The sequence below is a fragment of the Sphingopyxis sp. L1A2A genome (genome assembly GCF_005502465.1).
Taxonomy (GTDB): Bacteria; Pseudomonadota; Alphaproteobacteria; order Sphingomonadales; family Sphingomonadaceae; genus Sphingopyxis.
The window spans coordinates 112262-130830 of sequence record NZ_SCOT01000001.1 but is presented as its reverse complement, the minus strand read 5'-3'; the positions used below and the strand labels follow the sequence as shown (position 1 = coordinate 130830).

Sequence of the window (18569 nt, the reverse complement as noted above, 5' to 3'; positions counted from 1 at the left end):
CGCGGCGCCGGGGCCGCTTCGGCATTTTTTTGACGGACCGGGCTTAAGCGCCGCTGCTGCCGACCGTTACTGCTTTTCGTGACCGCTCCTCGAGCCTTCACATCACGGGAATGGCCATCGAGGCCGGAAAGGAACAACAATGACTGTCATCAACACCAATGTGAGCGCGCTTCGCGCCCAGAACAACTCGCGGGTTGCGGGTCGCATGCAGTCGCAGGCGATGGAACGCCTGTCGAGCGGCAAGCGCATCAACAGCGCGAAAGACGACGCTGCGGGTCTTGCCATTGCAACGCGTATGGACGCCAAAGTCCGCGGCCTGAACCAGGCCGTGCGCAACGCCAACGACGGCATTTCGCTGGCGCAGACCGCCGAAGGCGCGATGTCGGGCATCTCGAACATCCTCGTTCGGATGCGCGAACTGGCTGTCCAGTCGGCCAACGGCACCAACGGCACGACCGATCGCGCCGCGATGCAGACCGAAGTCACCGCGCTGATCTCGCAAATCGGTGACATCGCGACGCGCACCGACTTCAACGGCAACCAGCTGCTCAACGGCAGCGCCGCGACCGGCTTCGACATCCAGACCGGGACGGCCACGGGTCAGACGGTCAACATCACGATCGCCGATCTTCAGGCGACCGCGCTGGGCGTCGGCACCCTCGACATCTCGACCGCCGCCGGCGCGTCGGGTGCGCTCGCCACGCTCGACACCGGGATCCAGACCGTCGCGTCGCAGCGCGCCAACCTGGGTGCCCAGCAGAACCGCCTCGAAGCGGCTGTCGACAATTTGACGTCGACCGTCACGAATCTGGCAGATGCCAAGTCGCGCATCGAAGACACCGACTTTTCGTCGGAATCGACGAAGCTGGCGGCTGCCCAGATCCTGTCGCAGGCCTCGACGGCGATGCTCGCTCAGGCGAACCAGAGCTCGCAGGGCGTGATGAACCTGCTTCGCGGCTAAACTCCGCAAACGATTTTCAGGCTATATTCGGTTGGTCCCTTAGATAGCCTGATCCGATGCCCCGGCCCCCACAGCCGGGGCATCAACTTTTTGTCTGTGTGGTGTTTACGAGCCTGTCGTTCGGGCCAATGCCGACCGGAAGCTGCCCTTCCTTTCATCGTCATCCCGGACTTGATCCGGGATCCATGACGACGGCGCAGCTATGGATCCTGGATCAAGTCCGGGATGACGATGTTGAGATAGCAAACGGCCGCTTTCCACCCAAAGCCGGCGCATAGCCATCGGGGGCGAGGCGGTCCTGGACGTTGCTTCGCTGTGCCGGCTCCCATCAATGAAAATCGCGCGACTTGGGCAGGATGCGGACGTCGCGCGGATGGCCGTGTTTCGCCGCATAGCCGCGCGGCAGCTGCGGATGCGCCACCTCGTCGGCGCGGCACAGCTCGGGGCGGACTTCGCGCCCGTCGCCCAGCGTATCGAGCATCGCTGTCCGGTCGACGATCCGCGTCGCCATCAGGTGGATGACGCCTTCCTTGCTCCGCTGCACCTCGCCCTCGGCCAGCATCAGCCGCGACGCCATGACGGCGCGGCGATAGCGTTCGAAATGGCGCGCCCACAGCAGGATGTTGACGACCCCGCCCTCGTCCTCGAGCGTGATGAAGATCGCATTGCCCTTGCCCGGGCGCTGGCGGATCAGCACGACGCCCGCGGTGCGGACGATCGATCCATTTTTCGCCGCCATCACTTGCGCGGCGCTCAGCACCCCATCGCGCGCAAAATCACCGCGCAGGAACGCCATCGGATGGCCTTTCAGCGACAGTCGCGTCGTCTGGTAATCGGTCAGCACCTGTTCGACGAGCGGGGTGGGGGGCAGCTGCGCGTCGTCTTCGGCGCCCAGCTCGTCGGTTGCGGCGGCGCCGAACAGCGGCAGCACCCCCTGGCGGACGCGGCGCGCATCCCACAGCGCCGGGCGGCGGTCGAGCCCCATCGACCGGCATGCATCGGCCTCGGCCAGCAGGCGGAGCGCGCGCGATGGCAAGTCTGCTCGTCGCGCGAGTTCCTCGACGGTAGCAAAGGGCGCGCTCCGCGCCGCCGCGATCTGCGCCGCCCATGCTTCGCGAAACCCGTCGACCTGCCGCAGCCCCAGCCGCAGCGCGAGGCTGCCGTCGGCGCGCGGTTCAAGGCTGTTGTCCCAATCGCTCGCATTGACGTCGACCGCACGCACCTCGACCCCATGCTCCTGCGCATCGCGCACCAGCTGCGCCGGGGCATAGAAACCCATCGGCTGCGAATTGAGCAGCCCGCAGGTGAACACCGCGGGGTGATAATGTTTGATCCATGACGAGACATAGACGAGCCGCGCAAAGGACTGGGCATGGCTTTCAGGAAAGCCGTAGCTGCCGAACCCCTCGATCTGCTTGAAACAGCGTTCGGCGAAATCCTGTTCATATCCGCGCGCGACCATGCCGCCGACCATCTTCTCGCGGAAATTGTCGATCGTCCCGACGTTGCGAAAAGTTGCCATTGCGCGCCGCAGGCCGTTGGCTTCTTCGGGGGTGAAGCCAGCAGCGGTGATCGCCAGGCTCATCGCCTGCTCCTGAAAGAGCGGCACGCCGAAAGTATCGCCCAGAACTTCCCGCAATTCATTGGGGTCATGGGGTGGGGAGGGAGAGGGGTATTCGACCTCTTCCTCTTCATTCCGCCGACGCAAATAGGGATGTACCATGTCGCCCTCGATAGGTCCGGGGCGGACGATCGCGACCTGCACGACCAGATCGTAAAGCTTACGCGGCCGCAGGCGCGGCAGCATGTTGATCTGCGCGCGGCTCTCGACCTGAAAGACGCCGATGCTGTCGCCCTTGCACAGCATGTCGTAAACCGCTGGATCCTTGGAATCGATGTCGAGTTCCAAACTATGGTCGCCCAGCCCATGCGCGCGCATCAGATCGTAGCATTTACGGATGCAGGTCAGCATGCCGAGGGCCAGCACATCGACCTTCATCAGCCCCAAAGCGTCGATGTCGTCCTTGTCCCATTCGATGAAAGTGCGATCCTCCATCGCGGCATTGTGGATCGGAACCAGTTCGTCGAGCCGCCCTTGGGTGAGCACAAAGCCTCCGACATGCTGCGACAAATGGCGCGGGGCTTTCAGCAATTCGCCGACGAAGCGGTGCAGCCGCTCGATCTCGCCATTGTGCGGATTGAGTCCGGCCTCGATGAGCCGTTCGACCGGCACTTCGTCGCCCCAGCTTCCCCAGCTCGTATCGGCGAGTCGCGCGGTCACGTCCTCACTGAGGCCCAGCGCCTTGCCCACTTCGCGGATCGTGCTGCGTGGGCGGTAGTGAATGACGGTTGCGGCAATGGCTGCGCGATCGCGGGTGTAGCGATCATAGATATATTGGATAACCTCCTCGCGCCGCTCATGTTCGAAGTCGACGTCGATGTCGGGGGGCTCGTCGCGTTCGGCCGAGACGAAGCGCGAGAACAGCAGCTTGTGCTCGTCCGGATCGACCGACGTGACGCCGAGCAGAAAGCAGACGATCGAATTGGCGGCCGATCCGCGTCCCTGACACAGAATCGGCGGCTCCTGCGCGCGCGCGAAACGGACGAGATCGTGGACGGTCAGGAAATAATAGACATAGTTCCGCTTCCGAATCAGCCGGAGTTCGTTGCCGATCAGCTTGCGGATTTTGGGCTTCAGCGGCGCGCCGTAGCGCTTTTCTGCCGCCGTCTTCACCAGATGGTGAAGATAGTTGAAAGGCTTCCAGCCCGGCGGGACCGGTTCGTGCGGATACTCATATTGCAGGTCTTCGAGGCGGAAGGTGATGCGCGCGAGAATTCTGGCACTTTCGTTGATCGCCTTGGGACAAGCGGAAAAGAGCCGTTTCATTTCGGCGGGCGCTCTTAGATGGCGTTCGCCATTGGCGCGCAGCAGCTTGCCCGCTTTCTGGACCGTGGTACCTTCGCGGATGCTGGTGATGACATCGTGCAAGGGGCGCTGCACGATGGTCGCATAGAGCGCGTCGCTGGTCGCGAGCAGCGGGACGCCGGTTGCTGCCGACAGGTGTTCGCGTTCGACCGTCCGCCGTGCATCGGCGCCCGATCGCGCCATCGTTGCGGCGAGCCACACCGACTTTCGCCGCGCCCGTTTGAGTTTGCGGAGCAGCGCCGCATCGCCGCCCATCGCGATCAGCAACAGGTCGTCGCAATGCTCCAGCAAATCCTCCAGATAGAGGATGCAATCGCCCTTTTGCGCGCGCAGATTGCCGGTTGAAAGCAATCGGGTCAGCCGGCCCCAGCCGTGGCGTGTCGTTGGATAGGCGATAATGTCGGGGGTACCGTCGGCAAAGACGAGCCGCGCGCCGACCACCAGCCGGAAATGCTCCGCCCTCGCATCCTGCCTGACCCGCAATTCTTTCAGAAACGCCCACGCCCGCACCACCCCCGCCACGCTGTTGCGGTCGGCGATGCCGATGCCGGTCATCCCCAGCGCCAGCGCCTCCGCCACCATTGCGGCGGGATGCGAGGCGCCGCGCAGGAAGCTGTAGTTGGTCGCGGCGACCAGTTCGGCAAAGCCTGGTTCGGGGCCGGTTTCGGGTGCGGGCGTGTCGTTCATGCGAACAGCCCGTGGATATACCAGCGCGGATCGGGCTTTTCGTCGTACAGCCCGTGGCGAAACAGCCAGTAGCGGCGGCCGCGGTCGTCCTCGACGCGGTAATAGTCGCGGGTCAGCCCGCCATTGTCGCGGCGGCGCCACCATTCGCTCGCGATCCGTTCGGGCCCCTCGTAACGGCGGATCGCGTGGGTCGCGCGGCGCCAGCGGAAGCGGTGCGGCGGACCGTCGGGAACCTCGGCGATCACCTCGATCACCTGCGGCGGATCAAAGAGGTAAAAGGGGCGCAGCGGCGGCTCGCCGGGGTCGGGGGCGGGCCAGGGCGTGGGCGGCGCGGCGTCGATCGCGGGCAAGGCGAGCTGCGCCTGTTCGGGGATATGGGTGTCGACGGCGGCGAATTTGCACACCCGCCCGCGGCCGAGCCGGGTCGCCAGTCGATCGACCAGTTCGGCCATCGCCGCCCCCTGATGGGCCGCGCGCACCGTGCCGCCCTCGAGCTTGAGCTGGGTCGCGGCGAGGGCTTCGAGCCGCGGCACCGCCAGCCGCATCATGTCGAACCCGAAACCGGGGTCGAGCGGATCGCGCAAAGCATCCATCCGTTCGGCGAACAGGCGCATGACCAGCCCCGCGTCGCGCGTCGCATGGCCGGTCTCGATCTCGATGCTGCGCGCCAGGCCGTCGCTGCGAAAAAAGGTAGCGCGGAAATGGCGCCCGCCCTTGCCGCGCTCGGCAAGCTCGACGATCGCCTCGCCGACCAGTTCGGCCAGGATTTGGGTCGCGTGGGGCATGCTGGCGACGGGTTCGGCAAAGCGCCGTTCGGTGGCGACCGGCGGCGGGGTGACGCGCGGGTCGAGCGGGCTTGGCGCATCGCCGAGCAGGCGGCGCAGCGCGGTCGCGGCGTCGGCGCCAAAGCGCGCGGCGATATTGGCCATCGGCCGGCTCGCGAGGTCGCCGATCGTCTTGAGCCCGGCGCGGACCAGCGCGGTCGTCGCCTCGGCGTCGAGTTCGAGCGCGGCGACGGGCAGGCGGCGGATCGCGCTTGCCTCGTCGGGGGCGGGCCGCGTCTGGTAGCGCGCCAGTGCCCGCGCGGCGTCGGCGGTGGGGCCGAGCGCATGGCGCAGCGTCATGCCAAGCCGGGTCAGCCGCCGGTCGATGTCGTCGATCAGCGCCGCCTCGCTACCCAGCAAATGGGTGCAGCCGGTGATGTCGAGGATCAGCCCGTCGGGCGCATCGAGCGCGACGAGCGGGGTGTAGCGCGTGCAGCCCTGCGCCAGCCGGTCGAGCCAATGCAGGTCGAGCACGGGATCGTGCGCCACGATCGCGAGGTCGGGCACCTGCGCCCGCGCGTCGGCGAGCGGCATGCCGGGGCGCAGCCCCAGCGCCTGCGCGTGGGCATCGACGCTCGCGAGACGCAGCGCCCCGCGCTGCTTCTCGGCAAAGACGAGCGGGAGGTCAGGCGGCTTCGGCGCCGAACGGGTGAACCGCTCGGCGGGCAGCCAGGGGAAGAACAGCGCCAGATAGCGCCGTGTCCCGGAAAATTTGCTCATCTTTATCCCAATCGAGTCGCCAGCGCGTTCCGGCAGGGCCGCCGCGCCAGCGCAGCAGTTCAAGGTCGAAAGCGGGCGCGCCCGGTGCGTCGGCGGCCAGCGCGCGCGACGGCGCGGCGACGATGCTCCAGCGCGTTTCGGCGACGCTCGGCGTCGGCGCAGCATTCAGCCGCAGCATCAACAGCGTCGTCCCCGCATCGCGCGCGCCGAGCGTCAGGCGGCGGCCCGCGGTCAGGTCAAGCAAGGGGAATTTGCCCCAGCTTTCGACGATCACCGCCGCCGAACCGGCGCAGCGCACCGCATCATTGGCGCAGGCGAGCAGCATTTTGGGGTCGGCGGTCTCGATCAGCAGCAACCGATCGGGATCGCCGCCGAGTTCGGCGATGCCGGGGGCATAGATATGCCCCGTGCGGCGTCCGGCATCGACGGTGCGCAGCCACAGGAGCGGCGCATCGCCGCCGCCGCGCAGCGCCAGCAGCGCCGCAAAGGCAGCGGCGCTGGCGCCGTCGAGCGCGTCGGCGGCGAAAAATTCATGCGTGCGCCCGACTGCCAGTCCGCCGCCAAGCGCCGAATCGAACGCGCCATGCCCCGTCGCCAGCCAGCCCTCGGCCGGGCGGCTTGCGGGACCACCGGTGGCGGCCAGCCGGGCGATGCGCTGGCGCAGCCCGGCGAGAGGTTGAGACGACTCGCGCATATATGTTCCTGATTTGTTCTATTAGCGCGCGAGCGAGGGGGATTGTCAAGGTGAGTCCGCCATGCCTTCTTCGTCACCCCGGACTTGATCCGGGGTCCATCTTGCCGACGTTGCGGTGGATGCCGGATCAAGTCTGGCATGACGAAGGTTACGGCGCCGTCGCCCCCGCGCCGCTGTCCCCGCCGAGCGCGCGGAACAGCGCGATGCGGGTCTGGACGAGCAGCAGCTGGGTCGCGATTTCGCTGCGCCGCGCCGCATACAGGCTGCGCTGGGCGTCGAGGCTGGCGAGGAAGCTGTCGATCCCGCCCTTGTACCGCGCATCGGTGAGGACCGCGGTGTCGGCGGCGGCGGCGGTGTTCGCCGCGGCGGCGCGCACCCGTTCGGCGATCGTGCCCTGCACCGCGAGCGCGTCGGCGACCTCGCGAAACGCGGTCTGGATCGCGCCCTCATAGCCTGCCAGCGCGGCGTCGCGCTGCGCTTCGCTGACCGCGACCCCGGCGCGGCGGCCCCCGGCGTCGAAAATCGGCGCGGTGACGTCGCCGCCCGCCGACCAATTGAACGATCCGCTGTCGAACAGGCTGGACAACGCGTTGCTGGCAAAGCCGAGCAATCCGGTGAGCGAGATCGACGGAAACAGCTGCGCGCGCGCGACGCCGATGTTCGCATTGGCGGCGCGCAGGCCATATTCGGCCTCGATCACATCGGGGCGGCGGAGCAGGATTTGCGAGTTCACCCCGGCGGGCAAGGCCGCGATCGCAGGCGTCACTTCGCCCAGACCGGCCGGGAGCAGCGCGCGGTCGATATCGCCGCCGACGAGCAGGCGGATGAGATTCTCGTCCTGCGCCAGCGCGCTCGTCTGCGCCGCGATCGCATCCTCGGCGGTGGCGAGAATCTGTTCGGCTTGGCGCAAATCGGTGCGCGGCGCGACCCCGCCGTCGAGCCGGGCGCGGGTCAGCCGGACATTTTCGCGCGCATTCGCCGCGGTGTCCTGGGCGATGGCGAGCAGGTCGCGGTCGGCGCCATAGGTCGCCCAGACTTCGGCCAGATTGGCGATCAGCGCGAGGCGCACGGTGCGCGACGCGGCCTCGGTCGCCAGCGCGCGGTTGCGGTCGGCCTCGGCCAGATTGGCGAGCTTGCCGAACAGGTCGAGTTCAAAGGCGGTGACCCCGCCGCGGAGCGAGAAATCGCCGCTGCCGCCCGCACCGTTGCTGTCTGCATAGCCCGCGCCGCCGCTGATTCCGATGGCGGGGAACTGCCCGGCGCGGGTGACGCGCGCTTGCGCGCGCGCCGCGGCGACATTGGCGTAAGCGACGCGCAGGTCGCGGTTGTTGGTCAACGCCTGCGCGGCCAGCGCCTGAAGCCGCGGATCGGTGAACACGCTTTGGTAGGAGAGGATCGGCAGCGCCGCCTCGCTCTGGAGCAGATAGGCGTCGCCGACCGGCCAGCTTTGCGGCACCGGCGGCGTCGGCAGCACCGTCTTGGGGGCCAGCGAGCAGCCGGCGAGCAACAGCGTGCTCGCGAGCAGGACGTCGCGGGTGCGGATCATGCCGGCACCTGGGCGGCGCCTTTATCCTTGCCAAAGCGCGCGCGAACCGCGGCGATGCCGTCACGCACCCCGCGGCGAACGAGGACAAAGAACAGCGGGATGAAAAAGATCGCGAGGAAGGCCGCGGTCAGCATGCCGCCGATCACCGACGTGCCGATCGCGACGCGGCTGTTGGCCCCGGCGCCGGTCGCGATCGCCAGCGGCAGCACGCCAAAGATGAAGGCGAAGCTGGTCATCAAGATCGGGCGCAGGCGGATGCGCGCCGCGGCGATCGCCGCCTCGATCACGCGCTTGCCCTTGCGTTCTTCCTGTTCGGCGAATTCGATCATCAGGATCGCGTTTTTCGCCGCGAGTCCCATCGTCGTGAGCAGGCCGATCTGCAGATAGACGTCGTTTTCCAGCCCGCGCAGCGACACCGCGCAGACCGCGCCGATCAGCCCGAGCGGGATGATCAGGATGACCGCGAGCGGGATCGTCCAGCTTTCGTAAAGCGCCGCGAGGCACAGAAAGACGACGAGCAGCGAGATGCCATAGAGCAACGGCGCCTGTCCCGACGACAGCCGTTCCTGGAACGATGACCCCGACCAGGCGACGCTGGTGCCGGCGATCTGCCCTGCCATGGCTTCCATTTCGTCCATCGCCTCGCCCGAGCTGGTGCCCGGCGACGGCTGGCCCGAAATTTCAAACGCGGGCACGCCCTGAAAACGTGAGGTGCTGCTGGGCGTCGTCGCCCAGCCGGTGCGGGCAAAGGCCGAGAAGGGCGACATCTCGCCATCGGCCGAGCGCACATACCATTGCGACAGGTCTTCGGGCTTGGCGCGATAGGGCGCGTCGCCCTGGACATAGACGCGCTTGACGCGGCCTTCGTCGATGAAATCATTGACGTAACGGCCGCCCCATGCGGTCGCCAGGGTCGCATTCACATCGCTGTTGTTGATGCCATAAGCGGTCAGCCGCTGCGTATCGACGTCGATTTTCAGCGTCGCGACATCGGGCAAATCGCTGAGGCGCACCGAGGTCAGCTTGGGGTTGGCATTGGCCATCGCGAGCAGGCGGTCGCGCGCCGCGACAAAATCCGCGCGGCTCATCCCGCCGCGATTCTGCAACTGCATGGTGAAACCCGAACTGTCGCCCAGCCCGCGCACCGCGCCCGGAACCAGCGCGAACACCTGGGCATCGCGCAGCCCGCTGAACGCCTTGCGCGCGCGTTCGGCGATCGCGTCGGCGGTGTTCTGTGCGCCCTCGCGATCGTCCCAATGGGTCAGGTTGACGAAGCCCTGGCCGGTGTTCTGGCCCACCGCGCCGCCGCCGCCGCCGCCGGCGACGAGGAACAATGTCCCGACATTCGCCTTTTCCTGGGTCAGCATATATTTTTCGACCGCGTCGCGCACTTCCAGGGTCCGCGCCTGCGTCGCGCCGGCGGGCAGGCGGAACTGGACCTGGACGCGCCCCTGATCCTCGCCGGGCAGGAAGCCGCTGGGTAGGCGCAGGAACAGGACGGCCAGCACGACCAATATGATCGCGTAAATCCCCAGGAACAGCCATTTGCGATCGACGACCTTGGTGACGCTGCCGACATAGCGTTCGACAATATGGTCGAAGCGGGTGTTGAAGCCGGTCTTGGCGCGTTCCAGCAGCGCGCGCGCGCGCGGCAAGCGTCCGCCGGTGGGTGCTTCGCCATGCGTTTTGGGTTTGAGCAGCGTCGCGGTCAGCGCCGGGCTGAGGATCAGCGCGACGAGCACCGACAGCGCCATCGCCGACACTATGGTGACCGAAAACTGGCGATAGATGACCCCCGTCGAACCGCCGAAAAAGGCCATCGGCAGGAACACCGCCGACAGCACCAGCCCGATCGCGACCAGCGCGACCTGCAATTCCTTCATCGACTGGATCGTCGCGTCGCGCGCCGACATCCCCGGATTTTCTTCCATCAATCGATCGACATTTTCGACCACGACGATCGCGTCGTCGACGAGCAGCCCGATCGCCAGCGTCAGCCCGAACAGGGTCAGAGTGTTGATGCTGAACCCCGCGATATAGAAAATGGCAAAGGTGCCGAGCAGCACCACGGGCACCGCAATCGCCGGGATCAGCACCGCGCGCCAGCTTTGCAGAAACACGAACATGACCAAGATGACGAGGATGATCGCCTCGAACAGCGACTTCTGCACTTCGCTAACCGACAATTTGATAAAAGCGGTCGAATCATTGGCATAGCTATAGGCGAGGCCATCGGGGAAATCGGCGGCCAGCTCCGCCATCCGCGCCTTGACGCGGTCGGCGGTTTCCAGCGCGTCGGACCCCGGCGACAGCGAAATCGACATGCCGGCGCCCGGGTGGCCGTTGATGCGGCTGATGACGCTGTAATTTTCGGCGCCGATTTCGACCCGCGCGATGTCCTTGATCCGCACGCTCGATCCGTCGGACTCGGTCTTGAGGACGATATTTTCAAACTGTTCGACGGTTTGCAGGCGCGACTGGGCGGTGACCGTGGCGTTGAGCATCTGGCCCTGCGGTGACGGCAGGCCGCCGACCTCGCCTGCAGCGACCTCGCTGTTCTGGGCGGTGATTGCGGCGATCACATCGCTCGGCATCAGCGCCACCGCGGCGAGCCGCTGCGGGTTGAGCCAGATCCGCATCGCGTGCGGGGCGCCAAAGATGTTGACGTCGCCCACCCCCTCGACCCGCGACAACGGATCCTGGATGTTCGACGTCATAAAGTCGGACACGTCGGCATTGGCGCGCGTGTCGGTCTCGTCATAGACGCCGACGAGCAGCAGCGTGTCCGAATTGGACTTGGTGACGCGCACCCCCTGCTGCTGCACCTGCGCCGGCAGGCGCGAGATCGCCGACTGGATCTTGTTCTGCACCTGGACCTGCGCGATGTCGGGATCGATCCCCTTGGCAAAGATCGCGGTAATGCTCGCCTGCCCGCGCGAGCTGGATTGCGAACTGAAATAGAGCAGCCCGTCGACGCCGGTAAGCTGTTGTTCGAGCACCTGGGTGACGCTGTTCTCGATCGCCTCGGCCGAGGCGCCGGGGTAGCTGGCGCGGATATTGACCTGGGTCGGGGCGATGTCGGGATATTGCTCGATCGGCAGCGCGAACAGTGCGCCGACCCCGCCCAGCATCACGATGATCGCCAGCACCCAGGCAAAGATGGGACGGTTGATGAACAGGCGGGACATGAGGGGCTATGGACTCTTTTCTGCTGTCTTGGCCGCGGGCGCCCCCACCCGCTGCACGCTGCTGGCCGGCACCGGCGTGATCGGCGCGCCCTGTTTCAGATTGCCGACCCCCTGGGTGATGACGCGCTCGCCGGCTTTCAGCCCGTCGGTGACCACCCAATTGGCGCCGATCGTGCGATCGGCGGTCACCTTGCGGCGGATCGCTTTGTTGTCCGAGCCTGCCAGATAGACAAATGCCGACCCGTCGAAATCGCGCTGGAGCGCCGCCTGCGGCACCAACATGGCCCGCGGGTTGACCGCCTGATCGAACAGCGCGGTCACGAACATGCCGGGCAGCAGCACCCCCTTGGGATTGGGAAAGCGCGCGCGCAGGGTGACGGTGCCGGTCGCTTCGCTGACCGTGATGTCGGAAAACTGGACCGTGCCGGCAAAGCCATAGGCGCTGCCGTCCTCGAGCCGCAGCCGCACCGACGTGCTGCCCGCGGCGACGCCGCCGCTGGCGAGCGCCTGGCGCAAGGTGGTGAGTTCGGCGCTCGATTGCTGCATGTCGACATAGATCGGGTCGGTTTGCTGGATCACCGCGAGCGGGCTCGCCTGGCTTGCGCTGACCAGCGCCCCGGGGGTGGCGAGGCTGCGGCCGATGCGGCCGCTGATCGGCGCGGTGATCGTCGCGTAGCGCAGGGTGATCCGCGCGGTTTCCAGCGCGGCATTGTTTTGCGCCACGGCGGCGCGCGCGACGCGCGCCTCGGCCAGCGCGTCGGTATAATCCTGCTCGGCGATCGCCTGCATCTTGGCCAGCGGCGCGAAGCGGCGGACGCGCTCGTCGGCGGCCTGCGCGCTGGCGCGGGCGCTGGCGAGGTTTGCCGACGCCTGGTCGACCGCGGCCTGATACAGGCTGGCATCGATCTGGTAGAGCGGCTGCCCGGCGCGCACAAAACCGCCCTCGGTAAACAATCGCCGCCGGATCAGGCCATTGACCTGTGGCCGCACTTCGCTGGTCTCGAACGCGACGGTGCGTCCGCCGAGCGAGGTGGTGACCGGCACCGCTTCGACCTTGACGACGACAAAGCCAACCTGCGGCGCGCCGCGGCCGTTCTTGTTTGCGTCATCCTGCCCCGAACAGGCGCCCAGCGACAAGGTCGCGGCGCACCATAGTCCGGCCAGCAACAGCGACCTCTTCTGCGGCATAAGGATGTTTCTCGTATCGGCTCGCCGAGCGGCGGGGGAAGAATTGCGCCTATTCAACCGATTGGATTGGTCCATGCAAGCGCAATGCGGAAATTGCGACAAACTACGACAATTTTCTTCCGCTGCACCTGCCCGGCCTATTTGTCATACAAGTGGGGGAGTTGTCATACAATTAGGGCTTGACAGGGGGGTGGCAAGTCTTCCATCATTCGTGACACCGGTTACCAATATCGGCAACAAACCAATGACAGGCGAGGGTATGTGTCGGTCGACCGCGAAGGCGACGGCCGGACGGAAAACCCTCCGGAATATTCCTGGCAGGCGGTTCGCACGAACCGTTCTGCCGCGAGGTGGGAGGATGATTATGGCTATTCGAGCAGAGGGCGGAGTCCGCATATTGGCCAGGCTGGCAGGCGGCGCGTCGCTCGCCGCCTATGCGCTGTCGCCGGCCTATGCACAGGATGCAGCGGCACCGGCGGAGGAAGACGCAATCGTCGTCACCGGGATTCGCGCCTCGCTGGAACAGGCGGCCGACATCAAGCGCGACGCCGAGCAGGTGATGGACGTCATCACCGCCGAAGACGTCGGCAAGCTGCCCGATGCCAATGTCGCCGAGGCGCTGCAACGCGTCACCGGCGTCCAGATCACCCGCGTCTTTGGCGAAGGCCAGTCGGTGTCGGTGCGCGGCCTGCAACAGGTGCGCGTCGAGGTCGATGGTCGCACCCTGCTCGGCTGGTCGGCGCGGCTGTCGCCGCCCGAAAACGACCAGCTTGGCCGCTCGTCGGGGCTCGACTCGGTGCCCTCCAGCCTGTTCGGGCGGCTCGAGGTGCGCAAATCCCCGCTCGCCAGCCAGGCCGAAGGCGGGCTGGGCGGCACCGTCAACCTCGTCACCCCCAAACCGCTGAGCTTCAAGGAGCCGACCGCCTCGCTGCGCGTCCAGGGGGTCTATTCGGAAAATTCGGACAAGTTCGAGCCCGCAATCACCGGTTTTGCGACGACCAAATTCGCCGATGACCGGATCGGCATCATGATTGCCGGCGAATATCAGAAGCGCACCTCGACGACGCAGACGTTCGAGCGCAACAATTTCCTGAACCGCACCTACACCGGAACCGGCGGCGGGGTGTTCCAGACCCCGGTGCTGCTGCAATATGAGCAGTTCACCGTCGATCGCTCGCGCCTCGGGCTGAACGGCGCGGTCCAGTTCGAGGTCACCCCCGAATTTACGGTCACCGCCGATGCGCTTTATTCCAAGCTGACCACCGGCCGGAAGCAGGACTTTTTTGCCTTTCGCATGCCCACCGGCACCAATCCGGTCACCAACCGGGTGGTCGAGGACGGCGTCGTCGTCGCGGGCAACGCCAATGGCACCGTCACGACCGCGGGCCAGATCCGCAACGAGCCGACCGAGAGTTTTCTCTATGGTCTCAACGGGAAATATGAGAGCGGCGGGCTGACGATCGAGGCCGACGGCTATTACAGCAAGGGCACGATCGACCAGACGATCCAGATCATCACGCTGCAGGGGACCGCGCTGGTCCCGGGCGCGTTCGATTTCCGCGATACGACGATCCCGTCGCTGACCCTGACCGGCCCGTTCAACCCGGCCAATTATGCCTCATACAACCCCGCGACCAACGGCGTGCGCAGCAACCGGTTGATCGGCCTGCTCGAGGAATGGACGGGCAAAGTCGACGTCAGTTACGAAACCGCCGGCGGCGTGACGATTTCGGCCGGGGCGCGCTATACCGACCTGCACGCGCGGTCGAACGCCTATCGCAGCCAGGTGACCCCGACGCGGACCGAGATCGAGCCCTATCTGAGGCTGGTGGGCGCCGGCGATTTCCTGGCCGATCTGCCCGGCACCTTTCCGCGCAGCTTCCTCAGCACCGCGCCGACCTTTGACTATGTCTTCACCCGCGCGCAGGCGGCGCAGCCCAATCCCAACCCGAACGACAAATCGACGTTGCTGCCCAATTTGCAGCGCGATTATGATTTCAGCGAAAAGACGCTGGCCGCCTATCTGATGGTGTCGGGCGAGGGCGAAATTGCCGGCATCCCGTATCGCGCCAACGCCGGGGTGCGGATCGCCAGCACGCGGCTGTCGGTCGATAGCTATGTCAACGTCGGGACGGTCAGCGCGCTGGTCACCGACAAGAACCGCTATACCAATGTGCTGCCCAGCGCGAATATCGCGTTCAATGTCAGCGACGATTTCCTGATCCGCATTTCGGGGTCGCAGACGATGCAGCGTGCCTCGATCGCCGACCTTGCCCCATCGACCTTTTTCAACGCCACCAATCTGTCGGTCACCGGCGGCAATGTGAATCTCCAGCCGCCGATCTCGACCCAGGCCGACATCAGCTTTGAATATTATATGGGCAAGACTTCGCTGATTTCGGGCGCGGTCTTTTACAAGGATGTGAAGGATTTCATCGCGAGCTTCGTCACCACCGGGGTCGATACCAATCTCGACCCGCAGGGGCGCGAGCTGACCTTTTCGCGGCCCGAAAATCTGGCGAGCGCCAAGATCAAGGGGTTTGAAATCGGCATCCAGCAGTTTGCCGACTTCCTGCCCTCGCCATTCGACGGCTTGGGGGTGATCGCCAACTACACCTATTCGGATTCGGAGGATAACGCCGGTTTCCCCTTGGTGGCGGTGTCCAAGAACAGCTATAATCTGGTCGGTCTCTATGAAAAGGGCCCGTTCTCGGCGCGCCTCGCCTATAACTACCGTGACGAGGCGGTGTTCGAATTTTCCGAAGGACGGCCGAGCTTCGTGGGTTCGCGCTCGCAGCTCGACGCCCAGATCGGCATCGACATCACCAAGAATATCGCATTGTCGCTGCAAGCGCAGAATTTGATGCCGAAAAAATCGGCGACCACCGAATATAGCAACTTCAACCCGACCGCGCTCAACAGCTATGCCCTGTCCGAACGGCGCTTTTCGATCGGGGTGAGGGCGAAGTTTTGAAATATCGACCGGGTCGCAGGAGGGAAGCCGTGATGATGTCGGGCAATCGACGCGGGTGCCGGGCTTTGGGATGGCTGTTCGGCGCGATGCTGGTGGTTCCGGCATATGCGAAAGCGCAGCAGCTGCCCGCCATCTTGTCCGACCGCACGGTATCGGCGGCCAACCCGCTGCCCGATTTCAGCTATGCCGGCTATGGCTTTGGCCTCGCGACCATCCCCGCCGATCGCGGGACGATCGTCGATGTCACCGACCATGGCGCGGTTGCCGACGACGGACTCGACGACAGCAAGGCGGTGCTGCGCGCGCTGGCGGCGGCGAATGCGGTGACGGGCAAGGTGACGCTGCGTTTTCCCAAAGGGCGGACGCAGATCACCGAAGTGCTGCGGATCACGCGCAGCGACATCGTCCTCGACGGCGCGGGCAGCGGCCCGGGCGGCAGCGAGCTGTGGTTCCCGCGCCCGCTCAAGATCATCGACAACAGCAGCGATTTCGACGAGCTGCGCGACTATCTGGTGCGCGAGAAGAAGCGGCAGGTCGAGCCCGAGCAGAATATCGACTATCTGTTCACCGAATATAGCTGGGCCGGGGGGATGATCGTCGTCCGGCCCGAAACCACCCGGCCGGTGTCCTATGACGGCAGCAAGGATGTTCGCGACCCGCTGCTGGCCAATGGCGTATCGGGGAAGCAGTTTGGCCGCGCCCTGACCGTCGATGATCCCGCGAAGCTGCGCGTCGGCGACGTCGTGCAGCTGCAATGGTTTTCTGTCGATGGCCCGCGCAGCCAGATTTTGAAGTCGCTCTATGGCGACACCGACTTGCCGATAGGATCGCATCACTGGACCTCGCCCAAACGCCCGGTGGTCGCGCAGATGACGCGCATTGCGGCGATCCGCGGGCGCATGGTGACGCTGGGCGACCCCTTGCTCCACGACGTCCGCGCCGACCAGCCCGCCGTGCTCGCCAACTGGAAACATCTGACCAACGTCGGCATCCAGAATCTGCGGCTGCAATTTCCCGAATCGCCCTCGTTCGGCCATCATCTGGAGCAGGGGTATAACGGCATCTATATGACCGGGGTGTTCGACGGCTGGATCAAGGACCTGGTGATCGACCGGTCGGACAGCGGCATCCTGACCGACAATGCCGCGAATTTGACCATCGCCGACGTCACCACGACCGGCGACCGCCGCGCCCATTATTCGGTGCATGTCGGCGCGGTGCACAATGTGCTGGTCAAGGATCTGAAGGTCGAAAATCCGGTGATCCATCCGCTCAGCGTCAACACCCGCTCGACGCGGTCGGTGTTCCTGCGCTCGGTGGTCACCCGCGACGCGATCATCGATCAGCACAGCGGGTCGAACCATCAGAATCTGTTCGACCAGATCGTGATGCACATCGATCCGAAACAGGCAAAAGGCGTTTGGGACTATCAACTGTGGGTCGGCGGCGGCGCGCCCTATTGGAAGCCGGGTCACGGACTTTACAACACGATATGGAACGCGCGGCTGGTGATGCCGGACGATGTCCCGGCCGGCGCAACGGTGCGGATCACCAGCGGGCTGGAGGGCCCTGGCGAACGGATCGTCGGGCTGCACGCCAACCGCGCGATCGACGTTCATTACACCCCGGCACCCTATATCGCGGGAACCGGGCAGGCGGTCGCCGCGGCGCCGTCGCTGTACGACTATCAGCTCGCCCGGCGGCGCCGCTGATCGCCTCAGGACTGGGGCGGTGCGACTGACTGGCGCTGGATGAAGGTCGAGTTCAGCACGCCGTTATCGCGCTCATCGACTTTGGTCGCGAGCGGCAGGAAGTCGGGGACGAGCGTCTTGGCGGCGCGCACCCCCATCTCGCGGATCGGCCAGCGCACCGTACTGAGTGCGGGCCAGATATGCGTCGCGGTCGGGCTGTCGTCGAAACCGATGATCGACAGCGCGCCGGGGACATCGATGCGCTTGGCGTGCGCAACGCTCATCACCCCGGCGGCCATCTCGTCGTTCGAACAGAAGATCGCGGTCGGCGGCTCGGGCAGCGACAGCAAAGCCTCACCCGCCTCGATCCCGGCGGTGTAGCGATAATTGCCCGGCGCGTTGAAGGACGCAGGCAGGTCGAGCCCGGCTTCGGCCAGCGCCTCCATGAACCCCTTTTCGCGCTCGGCAGCGGAGCGAAAGCCGACCGGCCCGCGCACAAAGCCGATGCGGCGATGGCCGAGTGCGATCAGCGCGCGCACCGCCTCGGCAACGACTTCGCGGTCGTTCGACGACACGCAATGCTTGGCATCGTCGAGCGGCGCCGAACCGATGCGGACATAACGCACCCCCAGATCTTCGCAGAGCGCCGCGAGATCGTCATTCTCCGAAATCGGCGGCAACAGCAGCGCGCCGATCGGCCGCTGTTTTTCGAGGAAGGTGCGGACATCGCCGAGCATGCCGTCCGACCCGCGATCGACCGGGCGAACGAGCAGCGCCAGGTCACTGTCCTTGATCGCGTCGAGCACGCCCTGCTGAAAATTGAGCACCGTTTGGGCGTTGGGGTTGTCGTGGAGCAGCGCGATCAGGAAATTGCGCCGGAACGCCAGCGCGCGCGCCTGCGGGTTGGGGACAAAGCCCAGCGTCTCGATCGCCTGCTCGACCGCCTTGCGCGTCTTTTCGGTGAGGAATTCGGAGCGGTTGATGACCCGGCTGACGGTCTTTTTCGATACCCCGGCGAGCGCGGCGACATCGTTGATCGTCGGCTGCTTGCCGCCCGCCCCCTTTTTCTGTGCCGTCATATGCGTCTTATCCTCTGCGGGTTCGGGTCGCCGTCCCGCCATTCGTCTTTTGTGATGGGCGTTCGGCGCCCTGAAATCAACCGCGACAACC

The 18569-nt window shown here is 65.8% G+C and carries 10 protein-coding genes; 3 read left to right on the top strand and 7 right to left on the bottom strand.

The features are described from left to right. Nucleotides 1-139 precede the first annotated feature (139 nt). Nucleotides 140-961, top strand: coding sequence for a flagellin (locus tag FFS68_RS00600; protein ID WP_137751367.1), 822 nt, complete (start codon nt 140-142; stop codon nt 959-961). A 328-nt stretch (nt 962-1289) separates the two neighbouring features. Here FFS68_RS00600 and FFS68_RS00595 read toward each other — a convergent pair whose 3' ends face one another. From FFS68_RS00595 to FFS68_RS00570, 6 genes are all read right to left on the bottom strand, one after another. Next, a complete protein-coding gene (locus FFS68_RS00595) occupies nt 1290-4574 on the bottom strand; it encodes an error-prone DNA polymerase (protein WP_171003691.1) in 3285 nt (1094 codons plus the stop codon). After that, nucleotides 4571-6118 carry a DNA polymerase Y family protein gene (locus FFS68_RS00590; protein WP_171003690.1) on the bottom strand — a complete coding sequence of 516 codons (1548 nt, stop codon included), beginning with the start codon at nt 6116-6118 and terminating at the stop codon, nt 4571-4573. Before FFS68_RS00590 ends, FFS68_RS00595 begins: the two co-directional genes overlap by 4 nt. Then, the gene (locus FFS68_RS00585) at nt 6024-6812 is read right to left on the bottom strand and encodes a hypothetical protein (protein WP_137751365.1); all 789 of its coding nucleotides are present in this window, start codon (nt 6810-6812) and stop codon (nt 6024-6026) included. Before FFS68_RS00585 ends, FFS68_RS00590 begins: the two co-directional genes overlap by 95 nt. Nucleotides 6813-6960: 148 nt before the next feature. Further along, a complete protein-coding gene (locus FFS68_RS00580; protein WP_137751364.1) occupies nt 6961-8358 on the bottom strand; it encodes an efflux transporter outer membrane subunit in 1398 nt (465 codons plus the stop codon). Continuing rightward, nucleotides 8355-11546 carry an efflux RND transporter permease subunit gene (locus FFS68_RS00575; protein ID WP_137751363.1) on the bottom strand — a complete coding sequence of 1064 codons (3192 nt, stop codon included), beginning with the start codon at nt 11544-11546 and terminating at the stop codon, nt 8355-8357. The genes FFS68_RS00580 and FFS68_RS00575 overlap by 4 nt, the downstream gene beginning before the upstream one ends. Before the next feature lie 6 nt (nt 11547-11552). After that, nucleotides 11553-12734: an efflux RND transporter periplasmic adaptor subunit gene (locus tag FFS68_RS00570; RefSeq protein WP_137751362.1), complete on the bottom strand. Its 1182-nt coding sequence runs from the start codon at nt 12732-12734 to the stop codon at nt 11553-11555. Between the two features lie 364 nt (nt 12735-13098). Here FFS68_RS00570 and FFS68_RS00565 point away from each other — a divergent pair, with 364 nt between their 5' ends. Beyond that, nucleotides 13099-15708 (top strand): TonB-dependent receptor, encoded by a 2610-nt coding sequence (locus FFS68_RS00565; RefSeq protein WP_171003689.1) that lies wholly within the window; start codon nt 13099-13101, stop codon nt 15706-15708. Nucleotides 15709-15740: 32 nt separating this feature from the next. Further along, complete coding sequence (locus FFS68_RS00560) at nt 15741-17420, top strand: hypothetical protein (protein ID WP_137751360.1); 1680 nt, start codon at nt 15741-15743, stop codon at nt 17418-17420. 5 nt (nt 17421-17425) lie between these two features. Here the strand turns inward: FFS68_RS00560 and FFS68_RS00555 are convergent, their stop codons facing one another. Continuing rightward, the gene (locus FFS68_RS00555; RefSeq protein WP_137751359.1) at nt 17426-18478 is read right to left on the bottom strand and encodes a LacI family DNA-binding transcriptional regulator; all 1053 of its coding nucleotides are present in this window, start codon (nt 18476-18478) and stop codon (nt 17426-17428) included. Nucleotides 18479-18569 lie beyond the last annotated feature (91 nt).